This is a genomic window from Kitasatospora sp. NEAU-CNBT7, from assembly GCF_057220535.1.
Window position 1 is genome coordinate 289,027 of sequence record NZ_JBXQQB010000005.1, and the last position, 16,205, is coordinate 305,231.

Sequence of the window (16,205 nt, forward strand, 5' to 3'; positions counted from 1 at the left end):
CCCTCCCCCCCCCCTCCCCCCCCCTCCCCCCCCCCCCCCCACCCCTCCCCCCCCCCCCCCCCCCCCCCCCCCCTCCGCCCCGGAATCCGGTTCGACGGCAGGGTCGTTCGAGTGACAAGCTGTGCGGATCTTCACCGCTTCTCCGCCCAGCGTTCGAAGGTGCGCCAGGGCGGCGTCGCGGGCTACGCCCTGACCCAGGAGAAGCCCACGTGCGTCTGAGACATGCCACCGGACTGACCGCAGCAGCGGTCACCACCGTCCTCGGACTTCCGATCCCCGCAGCGACGGCCGCCTCCGCCGTCCTGGTCGTGAACAACAACGACACCGCGCAGTGCACCGACACCGGCGGCGGCACCGTCGCGCAGCCGTACTGCACCATCTCCGCCGCGGCGAAGGCCGCCGAACCGGGCCAGACGGTCCGGGTCCTGCCGAGCCCCGCCGGCTACCAGGAGGAGGTGCACGTCACCAGGTCCGGCACGGCGGACAAGCCGATCACCTTCCTCGGCGGGACGCTCCAGGTCGACAACTCCTCGCTGCCGGCCCTCCACCACAAGACCCCCGGCGAGAAGGCCTTCGTCCTCGCGAACGTCCATGACGTCGTCGTCCGGGGATTCCAGGACGACGAGGCCGAGACCGCGGTGGCGGTCTCCGACTCCAGCCGGGTGACGGTCGACCAGAACCTCTTCACCGTCGAGACCGGCCCCGCGGCCGTCCGGGTCTCCGGCGCGAGCGACCACGTGACGGTCAGCCGCAACCTCTTCCTCGGCTCCGCCGGGGTGCTCGTCGAAGGCGCGCGGTCGACCCTGGTGACGGCCAACGACTTCAACTCGGTCATGCCGACCGCGATCACCGTCACCGACGCCCCGGACTCCGCGGTCACCAACAACACCGTCGCCTTCCCGTGCGGCGCCGGGGTGGTGCTCGGCGGAGCCTCCACGGGCGCGGTGGTCGAGAACAACCTCATCACCCTGCACAACGAGGACAACTCCCGCTACGACGGCCGCACCTGCGCACAGAAGCTGTCGCCGGTCGTGGTCTCCGCGGGCGCCGCGGCCACGGCGAAGGTCGACTACAACACCGTCCACCCGTGGCCCGGCGGGGCCTCCTACGACTGGGCCGGCACCGGCTACCAGACGGTCGCCGCGTTCCGGTCGGCGACCGGCCAGGGCGGGCACGACACCGACCTCGACACCAACTTCGACCCGTCCCTGAACTGGCCCTTCAACCGGCTCCCCGACAGCGCGCCGGCGGCCATCGACTCCGGCGACCCCGACGCGCCCGGCGTCGGCACGGACCTGTTCGGCGCCGTCCCGGTCGACCACCCGGCCGTCGCCAACACCGGTCCCCGCGGCACCACCCGGGACCGCGGCGCCGTCGAGCGCACCGGCCTGCGCACCGCCAACGTCACCCTCCGCGGCGAGCAGGTCCGCTTCCCCAAGGGAGCCGCACCGTTCGCGGTGAAGGCGCAGGCCCAGGCCGCCAACGAGTGGAACTCCCCCCTCGTCACCTACACGTACGACTTCGGCGACGGCACCGCGCCGGTCGTCAGCAGCTCGGGCGCCGAGGTCGGCCACACCTACGAACGGCCGGGCAGCTACTCCGTGGTGGCGACCCTGACCGACGCCCGCGGCGAGCGGGTCGCCACGACCGGCTTCCCGGTGCAGGTGTCCGCGCCGGCCGACCTGGTCGCCGACTTCACCACCGAGGTCGACACCACGCTCGGCGTGCAGGTCAAGCCGGCCTCGACCTCGCCCTACACGGTCACCTCCACCCAGGTCGACTTCGGCGACGGCACCGTCCTCACCAACGACCAGTACAACGTCCACACCTACTGGCAGTCCGGCACCTACAGCATCAAGGTCACGGCGACCGACGACGCCGGCCGCACGGCCTCCAGGACCAAGCAGGTCGTGGTCAAGGCCGACCCTGCCTACGAGGTCCTGCTGCCGTCGGCCCCGCGCGTCCAGGTGATCGCCCGGACCTCCGACGGGCTCCTCGACGCCGGGAACGTCCCCGACCGGAGCCTCTGGGCGCCGTTCGCCCCGGTCGGGGCCACCGGTGCGGCCTTCTCGCCCGACCAGGTGACCGCGCTGACCACCGTCGGCGTCCACTGGGACCGGCTGCGGACCTTCGCGGTCGCGGGCGGCCGGATCTACGGCGCGGACCGGAACATGAGCCAGGTGCCGATGACCGGGACCCTGGGCCAGTGGAGCGCCTGGTCCGAGGTGACCGGTGCCGCCGGCGCCGGGGCCCTCCCCAACGTGACCCAGGTGGCCGCCGCCGCCATCGGGACCACCACCCACCTGGTCGCCGTCTCCAACGGCCGGGTGTACGAGGCGACCCACGACCGCACGACCGACCGGTGGAGCGCCTGGGGCGACATCACCGGTGAGGCCCGGCTGCCCGCCGGCGCCACCCGCATCGCCGCGGCCACCATCGGCAACGCCCTGCACGTCGCCGTGCTGGGCGCGGACGGCCGGGTCCGGATCGCCGACGGCGACTACACGGCGGGCCGGTGGAGCAGCGGTGACCTCAGCGCCGCCATCGGCAACCCCTCGGGCATCACCGAGCTGTCCGCCGCCGCCATCGACGCCAAGTTCCACGTCCTGGCGGTGGCCGGCGGCAACGTCCACCAGGCCACCGGCGACTACCGGGCCGGAACCTGGACCACCTGGGCCGACGTCACCGCCGTCACCGGGCTCCGCGGCTCGGTCACCCAGCTCAGCGCCACCACCTGGGGCGGCAGCTACAACACGCTGCGCCTGTACGGCCTGAGCAACGGTCACGTCTTCAACGCGAACGGCGACTACACCGCCGGCCGCTGGTCCACCTGGGCGGACGTCACCGCGCCCGGCGCGGGCGGCGCCACCGCCCCGGTGACGCTGCTGTCGGCCGCGCAGCTGTAGCCCTCCCCGCATCCCTGCCCACGGCAGCACGAAGCCCCCGGGTCGTCCCGGGGGCTTCGTGCCGTGCGGTCACCGACGGGGCGTCACGGCTTGACGCGGACCACCTGCGGGTCGTGGTCGCTGGCCTGGTTCGCGAACTCGCTGTTGATGTGCACCACGTCGTACTTGGCGTGGGTCAGCCCGGGGCTGACCAGGATGTGGTCCAGCACCTGGGAGTTGCCCTGGTAGACGTAGGAGTAACGCTGCTTCTCCGGGAGCTCGTCGACCAGGTCGCGCAGCACGCAGTCCTTGGTCAGCGCGGTCAGCGCCGGGGAGAACTGGTAGTCGTTGAAGTCGCCGAGCGAGACCACCTTGGCCTGCGGGTCGGCGGCCAGCAGCTTGGCGACGAAGGCCTGCTCGATGCCGGCCTGCTTGACCCGCTGCACCTCGGAGGAGCGGGTCGGCGCCTGGAAGCGGCTGTCGATGCCCTGGTCGCCGCCCTTGCTGTTGAAGTGGTTGGCGATGACGAAGACCTTCTTGCCCTTGAACGAGAACTGGCCGACCAGCGGCTTGCGGCTGGTGTTCCAGGCCTCGTTGCCGGGGTCGATCCGGCCCGGGGAGGCGGTCAGCGCGGTGGTCTTCCCCTTGCCGGTGACGTCCACGGCGGTGGTGGCGCTGCCGCCGGCGATGTCGGTGAAGGAGACCCGCTGCGGGTTGAACAGGAAGACCTGGCGGATGTTGCCGCCGGGCTCGCCGCCGTCCTTGTTGTTCTCCGGGTTGATGGAGCGCCACTCGTACGCCGGGCCGCCGGCCGCCTTGACCGCGGCGATGAACTTGGCCACGGTGGCGCTCGCGTCCACGGTGCCGTCGTTGGTGGCGCCGTTGTTGTCCTGGATCTCCTCCAGGGTGACGATGTCGGGCGAGCGCAGGTTGGTCACCACGCCCTTGGCGAGCTCGCTGAACTTGCTGTCCGGGTCGCTCGGGTCGAGGTTCTCGACGTTGTAGGTGGCGATGGACAGCTCGCCGGCCGCCGCCTCCTTGGTGACCTCGCGCTGCAGGCCGTTGTCCTGGAGCGTGCCGAGGGCGGACGCCACCAGGGTGTAGCCGCCGAACTGGTTGTAGTCCAGCGGGCCGGAGGTCACGCCCTGCAGCCGGTCGCCGACGTTGGCCAGCGGGAACGGCTTCTCGGCCTCGGGCGCGAGCGCCTGCACCATCAGCCGGCCGGAGTTGGGCCGGTCGTAGCCGAGGTAGATGGCGCCGCCGCGCTTGGACTTCTCGTCCTCGCGCCGGGCCTCGACCCACAGCTCGTGGTACTGGTCGGTGGCCTGCACCACGCGGACGTTCTTGACCTGGACGTTCATCCCCTCCAGGGACTCGAACAGGTCCAGCGCGTAGCTGCCGGGCTTGAGGGTGTTGGCCTCGATCGAGGCGCCGGCCGCGTCGGCGGTGTACGCCTCGGGGATGGAGTCGTCGTTCAGCACCACCGGGGCGGGCACCGGGTTGCCGGAGGAGACCACGGTGACCAGCGGGTTGGTCAGCTCGGTGACGGACTGGCTGCCGCCGGCCTGGTTCGGGTAGTACTCGCTGACCTTGGCGGTGACCAGGACCGCGTCGCCGGCCTTGACGGTCGGGGTGGCGCTGCCGGTGTAGACGAACACGCCCTCGCTGGTGGCCGGGTCGGCGTCCGGGGCGGTGTCCTGGATCCAGAAGCCCTTGGAGCCGTAGGTGCGCACGCCGGTGACCACGCCGGGGATGCCCTGGATGGTCTGGCCGGCCTTGGGCGAGATGCGGGTGTTGCCCTGGATGTCGTGGATCCGCACCGAGCCGGGCTCGGTCGGGTTCGGCGGGGTGGTCGGGCCGCCGGTGGTGTCGCCCTTGCTGTTGGTCGGCGTCGGGTCGCCGGCCTTGAGGTCGGCCGCGTTGTCGTCGGTGTCGGCGAGGTCGGCCGCGCGGGCCACCGAGGCGGTGTTGCTCGCGCCGGCGGCGGGGCCGCTGCCCTCGCGGACCACGGCGGTGCCGAAGCCCACCAGGTCGCGGACCTTCGGGTCGGCGGCGCAGTCCGCGGCGGTCTTGCAGGTGAGCGCGGTGGTGCCCTGCACCAGGGCGACGGTGCCGGCCGTGCCGGACAGCGCGAGGGTGCCGGTGGCGTCCGGGGCGGGCAGCTCGACGGTGCCGCCGGTGCCGGCCGACTCGGCGACCAGGAAGCGGCCGCCGGGGGCTATCGAACCGGTCAGCGGGGTGACGCTCCAGGTGGAGGTCGGGCCGGGGCTGGCCGAGATGTACTGCACGCTCCAGCCGGTCAGGCCGAACGCGGCGCCGCCCTTGTTGGCGAGCTCGATGAAGTCGTTCTTCAGGGTGGCGCCGGAGTTGCCGCCACCGCCGTAGACCTCGGAGATCACCGCGTCGGCGGAGGGCGCGGCGACGGCGCCCGGCAGCGGGACCAGGACGAGCGAGGCCGCGACGCCGGCCGGGATGATGGTGGCGCGCAGCAGCGCCCGGCGTGAGCGGGCGGCGGTGGGCTTGGACACCGGTATCAGGACTCCTTAGGTCTGCCCGGCCGTCACGGCGGGCCGGTTCCGGGCAGCGAGGTGGCCCGGCCGACGGGACGTCTCCGGGCGCTTGAGGGTGTGTCAGAGCGCTTACTACTCGCGTAGATCCGAAGCCTGTGGGCGCTTCGGCGAAGCCAAGATACGCGCGTAGAAAATGACCCGACAAGGGCCTGTGCGTTAACTCTTGGCGCAGACACGCCCAACCGCCGCCCGCGCCGACCGACCCGGGCCGTTCATGATCCACCATTTTCCAACGCGCGGTCCGCGGGCTGTTGGTTTCGGTCAGTTCTCCCCGGGCGCCGGGTGCCACGCGGAACAGACGGTGTGTCAACACTCTTGACGCGGCCATGAAACGGCGCTGTCATGTGTGACATTACGTTGGAACGCGTTGGCTTTGGTTGCTTTCTGATCGCCTTCGCAACCGGCCACCCCTCACCCGCAGGAGCCCTCACGTGCTGTCCCGCAGAGCCTCCTGGCGCCGCCGTTCGGCGTCCGCGCTCACCTCGCTCGCGTTACTCGCCGGCGGCGTGGCCCTCACCGCGGCCGTCCAGCTGGCCGGCGCCCCGCCCGCGCTCGCCCTCGACAACGGACTCGCCCTCACCCCGCAGATGGGTTTCAACAACTGGAACTCCACCTGGTGCGGGGACGACTTCGACGAGGCGATGGTCAAGGGCATCGCCGACCTGTTCGTCTCCAAGGGCCTCAAGGACGCCGGGTACCGGTACGTCAACCTCGACGACTGCTGGGCCCTGCCCGCCCGCGACGCGGCCGGCAACCTGGTGCCCGACCCGGTCCGCTTCCCGCACGGCATCAAGGCGCTGGCCGACTACGTGCACGACAAGGGCCTCAAGTTCGGCCTCTACTCCAGCGCCGGCAGCAAGACCTGTGACGTCAAGGGCTTCCCCGGCGGCCTCGGCCACGAGCAGCAGGACGCCGCCCTGTGGGCGTCCTGGGGCGTCGACTACCTGAAGTACGACAACTGCAACAACCAGGGCGTGGACGCCCAGCAGCGCTACAAGGCGATGCGGGACGCGCTCGCGGCGACCGGCCGCCCGATCCTGTTCTCGATCTGCGAGTGGGGTGCCAACCAGCCCTGGGGCTGGGCGCAGCCGGTCGGCAACTCCTGGCGCACCACCGGGGACATCAGCGACACCTGGTCCAGCATGATCACCATCGCGCACCAGAACCAGCAGCTCGCCCCGTACGCCCGGATCGGCGCCTGGAACGACCCGGACATGCTGGAGGTCGGCAACGGCGGCATGACCGACACCGAGTACCGCACCCACTTCAGCCTCTGGGCCCAGATGGCCGCCCCGCTGCTGATCGGCACCGACCTGCGCACCGCCGACCCCGAGACGCTCGCGATCCTGACCAACAAGGACGTGATAGCCGTCGACCAGGACCCGCTGGGGCGGCAGGGCACCGTGGTGTCCTCCGCCGGCGGCAAGGTGGTGATGTCCAAGCCGCTCGCGGACGGCAGCCGCTCGGTGACCCTGACCAACGAGGGCTCGTACACCGCCACCGTGGCCACCACCGTCCAGGCGGTCGGCATCGGCGGCGCCACCTCGTACGCCGTCAAGGACCTGTGGAGCAAGCAGAGCAGCAGCACCACCGGTGCGATCAGCGCCTCGGTGCCGCCGCACGGCACGGTGATGCTCAAGGTCACCCCGGGCACCCCGGTCCCGCCGCCGGGCGGCATGAACCGGCTGAGCGACCTGTCCTGGAGCTCCGCGGTCAACGGCTGGGGCCCGGTGGAGCGCGACCGCTCCAACGGTGACACCGCGGCCGGCGACGGGCGCACCCTGGCCCTGCGCGGCACCCAGTACAGCCGCGGCCTCGGCGTCCACGCGGGCAGCGAGGTCGGCTACTTCCTCGGCGGGACCTGCCGCAACCTCACCGTCGACGTCGGCGTCGACGACGAGACCGGCGGCAACGGCTCGGTGGACTTCCAGATCTGGAAGGACGACGCCAAGGTCGCCGACAGCGGCCGGCTGACCGGCCGCGACCCCGTCAAGCACCTGAGCGCCGACCTCACCGGCGGCGCCCGGCTCCGACTGGTGGTCACCGACGCCGGCGACGGCATGAACTACGACCACGCCGACTGGGCCGAGCCCCGGCTCGCCTGCGGCGGCGGCCCCTCGGCCGGCACCCACCCGCTGAGCGACCTGCCCTGGTCCGCCGCCGTCAACGGCTGGGGCCCGGTCGAGCGCGACCGCAGCAACAACGAGGCCCCCGCCGGGGACGGCCACCCGATCACCGTCCAGGGCGCCACCTACGCCAAGGGCCTCGGCACCAACGCGTACAGCGAGATCACCTACTACCTCGGCGGCGACTGCACCGGCCTGACCACCGACGTGGGCGTGGACGACGAGTCCGCGACCCGCGGCTCGGTGGTGTTCCAGATCTGGAAGGACGGCACCAAGGTCGCCGACAGCGGCCTGCTCACCTACCAGGACGCGGCGAAGCACCTGACCGCCGACCTCACCGGAGCGCTGGAGCTGCGACTCGTGGTCACCGACGGCGGCGACGGCGCCGCCTCCGACCACGCCGACTGGGCGGCCCCGCAGCTGACCTGCTGAACCGCTGACCGCGGTCCGACCCGGTACCCGGCGGCACCGCGAAACGCACGCAGGGCCCGCCCGACAGCTGTCGGGCGGGCCCTGCGCCACCGGTCCGGGGCCCTGGTCCGGGGTCTGCTCAGTCGGCCTCCACGGCGGCCGGCTCGCGCAGCGCGGTCGACCACTTCTGCTCGACCTTGCCGAACTTCCAGTACGCGGCCGCCACCGCCCAGGTGAGCACGAACAGGCCGACGATGGCGTAGCCGACCAGGTTGAGGTCCAGCTCGGCGATCCAGCCGATCGGGCCGGCGGTGATGTCGAGCTTCTCGGAGAGCAGGCCGATCAGCTCGATGCTGCCGATCACCAGGGCGACCAGCACGGAGAGCCCGGTCACCGTGAGGTTGTAGTAGATCTTGCGGATCGGCTTGGAGAACGCCCACTCGTAGGCGAAGTTCATGAACGAGCCGTCGATGGTGTCCAGCAGGCTCATCCCGGCGGCGAACAGCACCGGCAGCACCAGCAGCGCGTACCAGGGCAGCGAGAAGGCGGCCGCGCCGCCGGCCAGCACCAGCAGCGAGACCTCGGTGGCGGTGTCGAAGCCGAGGCCGAACAGCAGGCCGACCGGGTACATGTGCCAGGACTTGGTGACGGCCCGGGTGACCCGGCCGAGGATCCGGTTCATGAAACCGCGCTTGTCCAGCTGGCGTTCCAGCTCGGCCTCGTCGTACTCGCCCTCGCGCATCCGGCGGAAGACCTTGAGGATGCCGTTGAAGGCGCCCAGGTTGATCAGGCCGATCAGCAGCAGGAAGGTGCCGGAGACGCTGACGCCGATCAGGCCGGTCGCGTTGTGCAGGGAGGACTCGTCCGACTCCACCTGGCCGGCCAGCGACTTGATGCCGAAGGCGAGCAGCGCGCACAGTCCGAAGACGATCGACGAGTGGCCGAGCGAGAACCAGAAGCCGACCGACAGCGGGCGCTTGCCCTGGCCCATCAGCTTGCGGGTGGTGTTGTCGATGGCGGCGATGTGGTCGGCGTCGAAGGCGTGCCGCATCCCCAGGGTGTAGGCGGTGAGGCCCATGCCCGCCCCGAAGACCTGCCCGCCGACGTCGTAGTGGTGCGGCGCGATGACCGCCAGCAGGGTGAACCAGCCGATCACGTGCAGGGCGAGGATGAACGCACCCATCCCCGCGAGGCGGATCCACTCGTCCCGGGTGAGCCGGTCGCGGAGACGGCTAGGCGCTGGCATGGGGGTCCTCTCGGTACGGGGGTCGAGCCGGGACAGTTTTCCCTGCCGTTGTACCCATGTGCAAATCATGTGCAACAGCGAATTCCCCCCGCCTGCCTGCATCTCGCATGGCGGACGCCCGAGGCTCCCGGGAGCAAGGGTCGGACGGGCCGGCCGGGCCCGGCGACGCGCAGGCGGCGGCCGCCCGGGCAGGCGGCGAGATGTCCACTATTGTCGGATTCGGCGACCGCCCGGCGGCCACCCGCCAGCAGCACCACCCACGCCCAGGGAGCAGCCACCATGCGGCACCCCGCCTCCTACCCGTACCCGACCACCCGCGAGGACGTACGCATCCCGCTGCCCGACGGCACCCTGCTGTTCGGCCGGATCTGGCGCCCTGTCACCGAGCAGCCGGTCCCGGCCCTGCTGGAGTACCTGCCGCACGGGCTCACCGACCGGACCGTCGTACGGGACGCCGAACGGCACCCCTGGTACGCGGGCCACGGCTACGCCAGTGTCCGGGTCGACGCCCGCGGCCACGGGAACTCCGAGGGCCTGCCGGAGGACGAGCAGACCGGGACGGAGGCGGCCGACGGCGCCGCCGTGGTGGAGTGGCTGGCCGGGCAGGCCTGGTGCAGCGGCCGGGTCGGCATGTTCGGCCTCGGCCGCGGCGGCCGCACCGCGCTGCGGGTCGCCGCGCTCGACCCGGCCCCGCTCCGGGCCGTGGTCGCGGTCTGCGCCGGCGACGAGGACCACGAGGACGCCCACTACCTGGGCGGCACCCTGCTGGCGACCGGCCTGCAGAACCGCACCTGCGCCGACCTGGCCTCGGCCGCCCGCCCGCCGGACCCCCGCTACGTCGGCGACCGCTGGCGGCAGCTGTGGCTGGAGCGCCTGGACGCCCTGGAACCGGTGGTCCACCGCCGGCTCGCCCACCAGAGCCGGGACGCCTACTGGCGGGACGGCGGCATCCGCGACCGCCACCACGCGGTCACCGCCGCCGTCCTGGCCGTCGGCGGCTGGGCCGATCCGCACCGGGACGCCGTGCTGCGGCTGGTCGAGCAGCTCGACGCGCCCACCCGCGGCATCATCGGCCCGTGGCCGCGGCAGTACCCCGACCAGGGACTTCCGCCGGGCCCCGCCATCGGCTTCCTCCAGGAGACCCTGCGCTGGTGGGAGCAGTGGCTGCACGGCCCCGGCGGCGACGGCGGTTCCGGCAGCGGCACCGCCGGCGGACCCGCGCTGCGCAGCTGGATGAACGAGTCGGTGCCGCCGGCCGCCGCGTACGCCAACCGGCCCGGCCGCTGGGTGGGCGAGGACGGCTGGCCCTCCCCCGACGTCCGGGAGGTGCACTACGGTCTCGACGGCGCGCTGCGGGGCGCCGGGACCGCCTCCGCCGACCGGTTCGTACGGGTCCGCTCGCCGCAGCACACCGGGGTGGACGCCGGACGCCAGGTGCCCGCCGGTGGCGGCGCCGACCTGCCGCCGGACCAGCGGGAGGAGGACGGCAGGTCGGTCTGCTTCGACTCCGCGCCGCTGCCCGAACCGGTCGAGCTGCTCGGCCGGCCCGCCGTACGGCTGCGGCTGCGCTGCGACACCCGGCGCGGGCAGGTCGCCGCCCGGCTCTGCGACGTGGCGCCGGACGGTTCGTCCGCGCTGGTCACCCGGGGGGTGCTCGGCCTGTCCGCCCGGCACGGCACCGACCGGGTGGTGGACTGGGAGCCGGGCGCGGTCGAGGAGGTGGAGTTCGACCTGGCCGGCATCGCGCACGACGTCCCGGCCGGCCACCGGATCCGGCTGGCACTGTCCTCCGCGTACTGGCCGTGGGTGTGGCCGCAGCCGGACGCGGCCGGTTTCGAGGTCGACCCCGGTGGCAGCGTGCTCACCCTGCCGGTCCGCCACCTGGCCGCCGACGCGGGCAGCCCGCCGGTCGCCTTCGAGCCGCCCGAGCAGGCGCTCCCGCCCGCCGTGCGGGTGTCCGAACCGCTCACCGCCAGGCCCGAGCGGCTGCTGGTGCACGACGTCGCGGCCGGCGAGTGGCGGCTGGAGACCTCGCCGGGCCCGGCCGGCCCGTACACCCTGCCCGACGGCCTGGTCGTCGCGGAGCACACCGTGGAGGCGTACCGGATCCGCGCCGACGACCCGCTCAGCGCGCAGGCCAGGACCGATCTGACGGTCCGGCTGGAGCGTCCGGAGATCGGCTGGGACGCCACCGTGCAGCTCCGGGCCGAGATCCGCTGCGATGCCACGCACTTCGTCACCCGCAACCGGCTGCGGGCGCTGGAGGGCGGCGCCGTGCTGTTCGAACGCGACTGGGAGCGCCGGATCCCGCGGTCGGCCTGCTGAGGCCGCCCGGCAGGTCCGGCATGCCGCGGGGCCCGGCGGCCGGCGCCGCCGGGCCCGTTTCGGGGGCGGTCCGGAAGGGGGTGGGCTCAGCGGGCCCGGTGGGCGCGGATCAGCTCCGCGTACCGGTGGCCGCTGGTCTTGACGGTGCGCCGCTGGGTCTCGTAGTCGACCCGGACCAGGCCGAAGCGCTTGTCGTAGCCGTAGGCCCATTCGAAGTTGTCCAGCAGCGACCAGGCGAAGTACCCGGCCAGCGGGGCGCCCTGGGCGGCGGCGGAGGCGCAGGCGGCGAGGTGCCGCTCCAGGTAGGCGGTCCGCTCGGGGTCGTGGACGGTGCCGTCGGGGGCGACGGTGTCGCGGTAGGCGGCGCCGTTCTCGGTGACGTAGAGCTGCCGGGCGCCGTACTCCTCGGTCAGCCGCAGCAGCAGTTCCTCGATGCCGGGGGCGTGCACCTCCCACGGCATCGCGGTGTGTTCGGGGCCGGGGCCGGGCAGCTGGCGGAAGTACGGGGCGGGGCCGGTGGGGTCGTCGGCGACGATCTGGCGGAAGTAGTAGTTCAGGCCGAGCCAGTCGAGCGGGGCCGAGATCAGCTCCATGTCCCCGTCCTGGACGGGGAGTTCGACACCGTAGAGGTCGACCATGTCCTGCGGGTAGCCGCGGCCGAGCACCGGGTCGAGCCACCAGCGGTTGATGTGGCCGTCGGCCCGGCGGGCGGCGGCGTGGTCGGCCGGGCGGTCGCTGCCGGGCCGGATGGTGGAGAGGTTGTTGACGATGCCGATCCGGGCGCCGGGCACGTGCGCCCGCAGTGCCTGGACCGCGAGGCCGTGGCCGAGGTGCAGGTGGTAGGAGGCGCGGACGGCGGCGGTCAGGTCCTGCCACCCGGGGGCCATGTCGCCGTCGAGGTGGCCGATCCAGGCGGAGCAGAGCGGTTCGTTGAGGGTGGCCCAGTGGGTGACCCGGTCGCCGAGGCGCTCGGCGACCACGGCCGCGTACTCGCCGAAGCGCAGCGCGGTGTCGCGTTCGGGCCAGCCGCCGCGGTCCTGCTGGGCCTGCGGGAGGTCCCAGTGGTAGAGGGTGGGGAAGGGGGTGATGCCGGCCTCCAGCAGGGCGTCCACCAGCCGGTCGTAGAACGCCAGGCCGGCCGTGTTGACCCGGCCGTCGGCGTGCGGCACCACCCGGGGCCAGGCGATGGAGAACCGGTAGGCGTCCAGGCCGAGTTGCCGCATCAGGGCGAGGTCCTCGGGCCAGCGGCGGTAGTGGTCGCAGGCGGTGTCGCCGGTGTCGCCGCCGGCGACCTTCCCCGGGGTGTGGGAGAAGGTGTCCCAGATGGAGGGTGCGCGGCCGTCAGCGGCCACGGACCCCTCGATCTGGTACGCGGCGGTGGCCGCACCCCAGACGAATCCGTCCGGGAGAGCACTGAGGTCGTTCACGGCATGCCTTTCGGGGAGGGTTGTCCGACGGTGGATCACTTGACGGCGCCGGCCGTCAGCCCGGCGACCAGGAAGCGCTGCAGCAGCAGGAAGCCGGCCACCACCGGGACGCTGACCACGAGGGACGCGGCCATCACCTGGTTCCAGTACACGTCGGTCTGGGTGGCGTAGCCCTGGAGGCCGACGGCGAGGGTGCGGGTCTCGTCGTTGGTCATCACGGAGGCGAACAGCACCTCGCCCCACGCGGTCATGAAGGCGTACACGGCGACCGCGACGATGCCGGGGACGGCGGCGGGGACGACGATCCGCACCAGGGTCCGCAGCGGCCCGCAGCCGTCCACGGCGGCGGCCTCGTCGAGGTCGCGCGGGATGGAGTCGAAGTACCCGGCCAGCATCCAGATCGAGAACGGCAGCGAGAAGGTGAGGTAGGTGAGGATCAGTCCGCCGCGGCTGCCGTAGAGGGCGACGCCGGTGGAGTTGCCGATGTTGACGAAGAGCAGGAACAGCGGCAGCAGGAACAGGATCCCCGGGAACATCTGGGTGGAGAGCACCGTGACGGTGAACAGCCGCCGCCCCCGGAAGCGGTAGCGGCTGACGGCGTACGCGGCGAGGATCGCGATCAGCACCGAGCAGACGGTGGCTCCGGCCGAGACGATCAGCGAGTTGACGAAGTAGCGGCCCAGCGGGACGGTCTTCCAGATGTCGGCGTACGGCCGGAGGGTGACGGTGCTGGGGATCCAGCGGAACGGCCCCTGGACGTCCCGCAGCGGTTTCAGCGAGGAGCTGAGCATCACCAGCACCGGGGTGAGGGTGAAGGCCAGCAGGACGGTGAGGGCGATCCGGCGGGTCCACCGGTAGGAGGCGGGCGGGTCAATCATCGGCACCCTTCCGGCGCGAGGTGGCGAACAGGTAGCCGGCCGTCACCAGCAGCAGGAAGAGCAGCAGCAGGACGGACATGGCCGAGCCGGAGCCGAAGTTCCAGGTGACGAAGGAGGACTGGTAGATGTGGATGGAGATGAGGTCCGCCGCCTGCGGAGCCGACTTGCCGAACAGCACGTACGGCGTGTTGAAGTCGTTGAAGGTCCACAGGAACAGCACCAGGACCAGGACCAGGTTGACCGGGCGCAGCGAGGGCAGCGTGATCCGGCGGATCTGCTGCCACACGCCGGCGCCGTCCATCGCGGCGGCCTCGTAGAGCTCGCGTGGGATGTTCTGCAGGCCGGCCGTCAGGGTGAGGAAGGCGAACGGCCAGGACTTCCAGACCGAGACGGTGACCAGGGCGGTGAAGCTGTTGTCGCCGATCAGCCAGAACGGCCGGCCGGAGGTGAGGTGGAGCTGGTCGTGCAGCAGGTGGTTGACCAGGCCGGTGTCGCGCTGGAACATGAACGACCAGGTGATCACGGCGGCGTACACCGGCAGCGCGTACGGGAGCAGGAAGGCCGCCCGCAGCAGGCCCCGGCCCTTGAAGGTGTCCTGCATGAAGATCGCCGCCGCGGTGCCGACCAGCCAGGACAGGCCGACCGACAGCGCGGTGAAGGCGCAGGTCACCCAGAACGAGTTGAGCAGCGACCGGCCGACCGGCGCGCTGAGGTCCACCGCCACCCGGTAGTTGCCGAGGCCGGCCCAGGGTGCGGCGGACCAGTCGCGGATGAAGAACTGGGTGAGCTGTTTGACGCTCATCACGATGCCGACCACCATCGGCGCCAGGTGGATCAGCAGCTCCAGCGCGAGGGCGGGGAGCAGGAGCAGGTAGGGCAGGCCGGTGCGGCCGAGTCGCTTGCGGATCACGTCAGTTGGCCGGCATCTGCTGCTGGGCCTTGGTGAGTTCGGCCTTGACGGTGTCGTCGGTGACCGGCTTGCCGGCGGCGGCCTCGGCGAGCAGGTTCTTCACGGCGGTGCCGACCAGGGTCTCGAACTGGCTCTCGTTCGCGACCTGGGGCAGCGGCTGGGCGCTGGTGGCGAGGACGTCGGAGAGCGCCTTGAGCTCCGGGGTGGCGAAGGCGGGGTCGGCCTGGGCGGCCTTGACCGGCGGGATGGAGCCGTAGGTCCTGTTGAGCTGCTTCTGCTCCTCGTCGCCGGTCATGAACTTCACGAACTGCAGGGCGCCGTCCAGGTTCTTGGTGTTCTTGAAGACGGCGAGGTTGATGCCGGCCACCATCGAGGTGGTCGCCTTGGTGCCGGTGGCGCCGGCCGGGACGGGGATCGGGGCGACCGCGAAGTCGTCCGGGTTCATGCCGTGCGACCTGAGGTTGGCGCCGGCGGACTGCCACATCAGCATCGCGGCCTTGCCGGTGGCGAAGTCGGTGACGGACTGGTTGTTGGCGTACTCGGCGTTGCCGGGGGCGGCGATCTTGTCCTTGGCGATGAGGTCGACGTACTGCTTGACCGCGCCGACCGCCTCGGGGCTGTCGAAGGCGGGCTTGCCGGCGGCATCGAACCAGCCGGTGCCGTGCTGCCGGCCGAGCGCGAAGGCGTGGTGGACGTTCTCGGAGACGTTGCCGCCCTCGATGGCGAGGCCGTACTTCCCGTCCTTGGTGAGCTTCTGGCCGTCGGCGACCAGTTCGTCCCAGGTGGCGGGCGGGTTCGCGATGCCGGCTTCGGCGAAGGCCTTCTTGTTGTAGTAGAGGCCGTAGGCCATGGAGTAGAGCGGGACGGCGGCCGGGTCCTGGCCGGCGGCGCCGGCCGAGGCGATGGTGGCGGGCAGGAAGCGGTCCTTGCCGCCGATCTTGGCGAAGGTGGCGTCGTCGAAGGGCAGCAGGGCGCCGGTGGCCTGGAGCGAGGCGGACCAGGTGTTGCCGATGTTCAGCACGTCGGGGCCCTGGCCGGAGGCGGTGGCGGCGAGGATCCGGTTCAGCAGGTCGGACCAGGGCACCACCTCCAGCTTCACCTTGATGCCGGTCTGCTGTTCGAACTTTCTCAGCTCCGGCTCCAGGACCTCCTTGTCGTTCTCCAGGCTGGTGCCCTGGTTGGAGGCCCAGTAGGTGAGAGTCCCGGGGCTGCTGTTGTCGCCGCCGAAGCTGCTGGAGCCTCCGCCGCAGGCGCCGACGGTCAGGGCGAGTGTGGCGGCGAATGCGGTGGCGGCGGCGAGGCGGTTGATGCGCATGACCGTTGCCCCTCTCGGGCGGGGTGGCGTGGTGGGGGGTGAAGTACGAGGCCCAGCGGCTTACTTCAAGGCGTGATTTAACGTGTGAGAAAAGCTGGCGTCAAGACTTCGC

At 72.1% G+C, this 16,205-nt stretch carries 9 protein-coding genes; 3 read left to right on the plus strand and 6 right to left on the minus strand.

Going from position 1 to position 16,205, the window contains the following annotated elements; genetic code table 11:
• The first annotated feature begins 209 nt into the window (after positions 1–209).
• Positions 210–2,906, plus strand: a complete 2,697-nt coding sequence (locus AC2TEW_RS09650; protein WP_484622935.1) for a PKD domain-containing protein — start codon at positions 210–212, stop codon at positions 2,904–2,906.
• Between the two features lie 83 nt (positions 2,907–2,989).
• On the opposite strand, the gene AC2TEW_RS09655 is transcribed toward AC2TEW_RS09650, so the two are convergent.
• Complete coding sequence (locus tag AC2TEW_RS09655) at positions 2,990–5,413, minus strand: DUF8508 domain-containing protein (RefSeq protein WP_484622936.1); 2,424 nt, start codon at positions 5,411–5,413, stop codon at positions 2,990–2,992.
• A gap of 476 nt (positions 5,414–5,889) precedes the next feature.
• Between AC2TEW_RS09655 and AC2TEW_RS09660 the strand changes: the two genes are divergently transcribed.
• Positions 5,890–8,013, plus strand: a complete 2,124-nt coding sequence (locus AC2TEW_RS09660; protein WP_484623015.1) for an NPCBM/NEW2 domain-containing protein — start codon at positions 5,890–5,892, stop codon at positions 8,011–8,013.
• Between the two features lie 118 nt (positions 8,014–8,131).
• On the opposite strand, the gene nicT is transcribed toward AC2TEW_RS09660, so the two are convergent.
• Positions 8,132–9,238, minus strand: coding sequence for a Nickel transporter NicT (gene nicT / locus AC2TEW_RS09665; RefSeq protein WP_484622937.1), 1,107 nt, complete (start codon positions 9,236–9,238; stop codon positions 8,132–8,134).
• Positions 9,239–9,517: 279 nt separating this feature from the next.
• Between nicT and AC2TEW_RS09670 the strand changes: the two genes are divergently transcribed.
• Positions 9,518–11,563, plus strand: a complete 2,046-nt coding sequence (locus AC2TEW_RS09670; protein ID WP_484622938.1) for a CocE/NonD family hydrolase — start codon at positions 9,518–9,520, stop codon at positions 11,561–11,563.
• 86 nt (positions 11,564–11,649) lie between these two features.
• On the opposite strand, the gene AC2TEW_RS09675 is transcribed toward AC2TEW_RS09670, so the two are convergent.
• The 4 genes from AC2TEW_RS09675 to AC2TEW_RS09690 are packed head-to-tail and all read right to left on the minus strand — an operon-like array spanning position 11,650 to position 16,093.
• Complete coding sequence (locus tag AC2TEW_RS09675; protein ID WP_484622939.1) at positions 11,650–12,990, minus strand: GH1 family beta-glucosidase; 1,341 nt, start codon at positions 12,988–12,990, stop codon at positions 11,650–11,652.
• A gap of 35 nt (positions 12,991–13,025) precedes the next feature.
• Positions 13,026–13,868: a carbohydrate ABC transporter permease gene (locus AC2TEW_RS09680; RefSeq protein WP_484622940.1), complete on the minus strand. Its 843-nt coding sequence runs from the start codon at positions 13,866–13,868 to the stop codon at positions 13,026–13,028.
• The gene (locus AC2TEW_RS09685) at positions 13,861–14,778 is read right to left on the minus strand and encodes a carbohydrate ABC transporter permease (RefSeq protein ID WP_484622941.1); all 918 of its coding nucleotides are present in this window, start codon (positions 14,776–14,778) and stop codon (positions 13,861–13,863) included. The genes AC2TEW_RS09680 and AC2TEW_RS09685 overlap by 8 nt, the downstream gene beginning before the upstream one ends.
• A gap of 1 nt (position 14,779) precedes the next feature.
• Positions 14,780–16,093: an ABC transporter substrate-binding protein gene (locus AC2TEW_RS09690; RefSeq protein WP_484622942.1), complete on the minus strand. Its 1,314-nt coding sequence runs from the start codon at positions 16,091–16,093 to the stop codon at positions 14,780–14,782.
• Between the last annotated feature and the right edge of the window lie 112 nt (positions 16,094–16,205).

Bases quoted from the DNA above. Each gene is read 5' to 3' on its own strand.
- nicT (WP_484622937.1), bottom strand. From the start codon at position 9,238: ATGCCAGCGCCTAGCCGTCTCCGCGACCGGCTCACCCGGGACGAGTGG.
- AC2TEW_RS09670 (WP_484622938.1), top strand. From the start codon at position 9,518: ATGCGGCACCCCGCCTCCTACCCGTACCCGACCACCCGCGAGGACGTA.
- AC2TEW_RS09680 (WP_484622940.1), bottom strand. From the start codon at position 13,868: ATGATTGACCCGCCCGCCTCCTACCGGTGGACCCGCCGGATCGCCCTC.
- AC2TEW_RS09690 (WP_484622942.1), bottom strand. From the start codon at position 16,093: ATGCGCATCAACCGCCTCGCCGCCGCCACCGCATTCGCCGCCACACTC.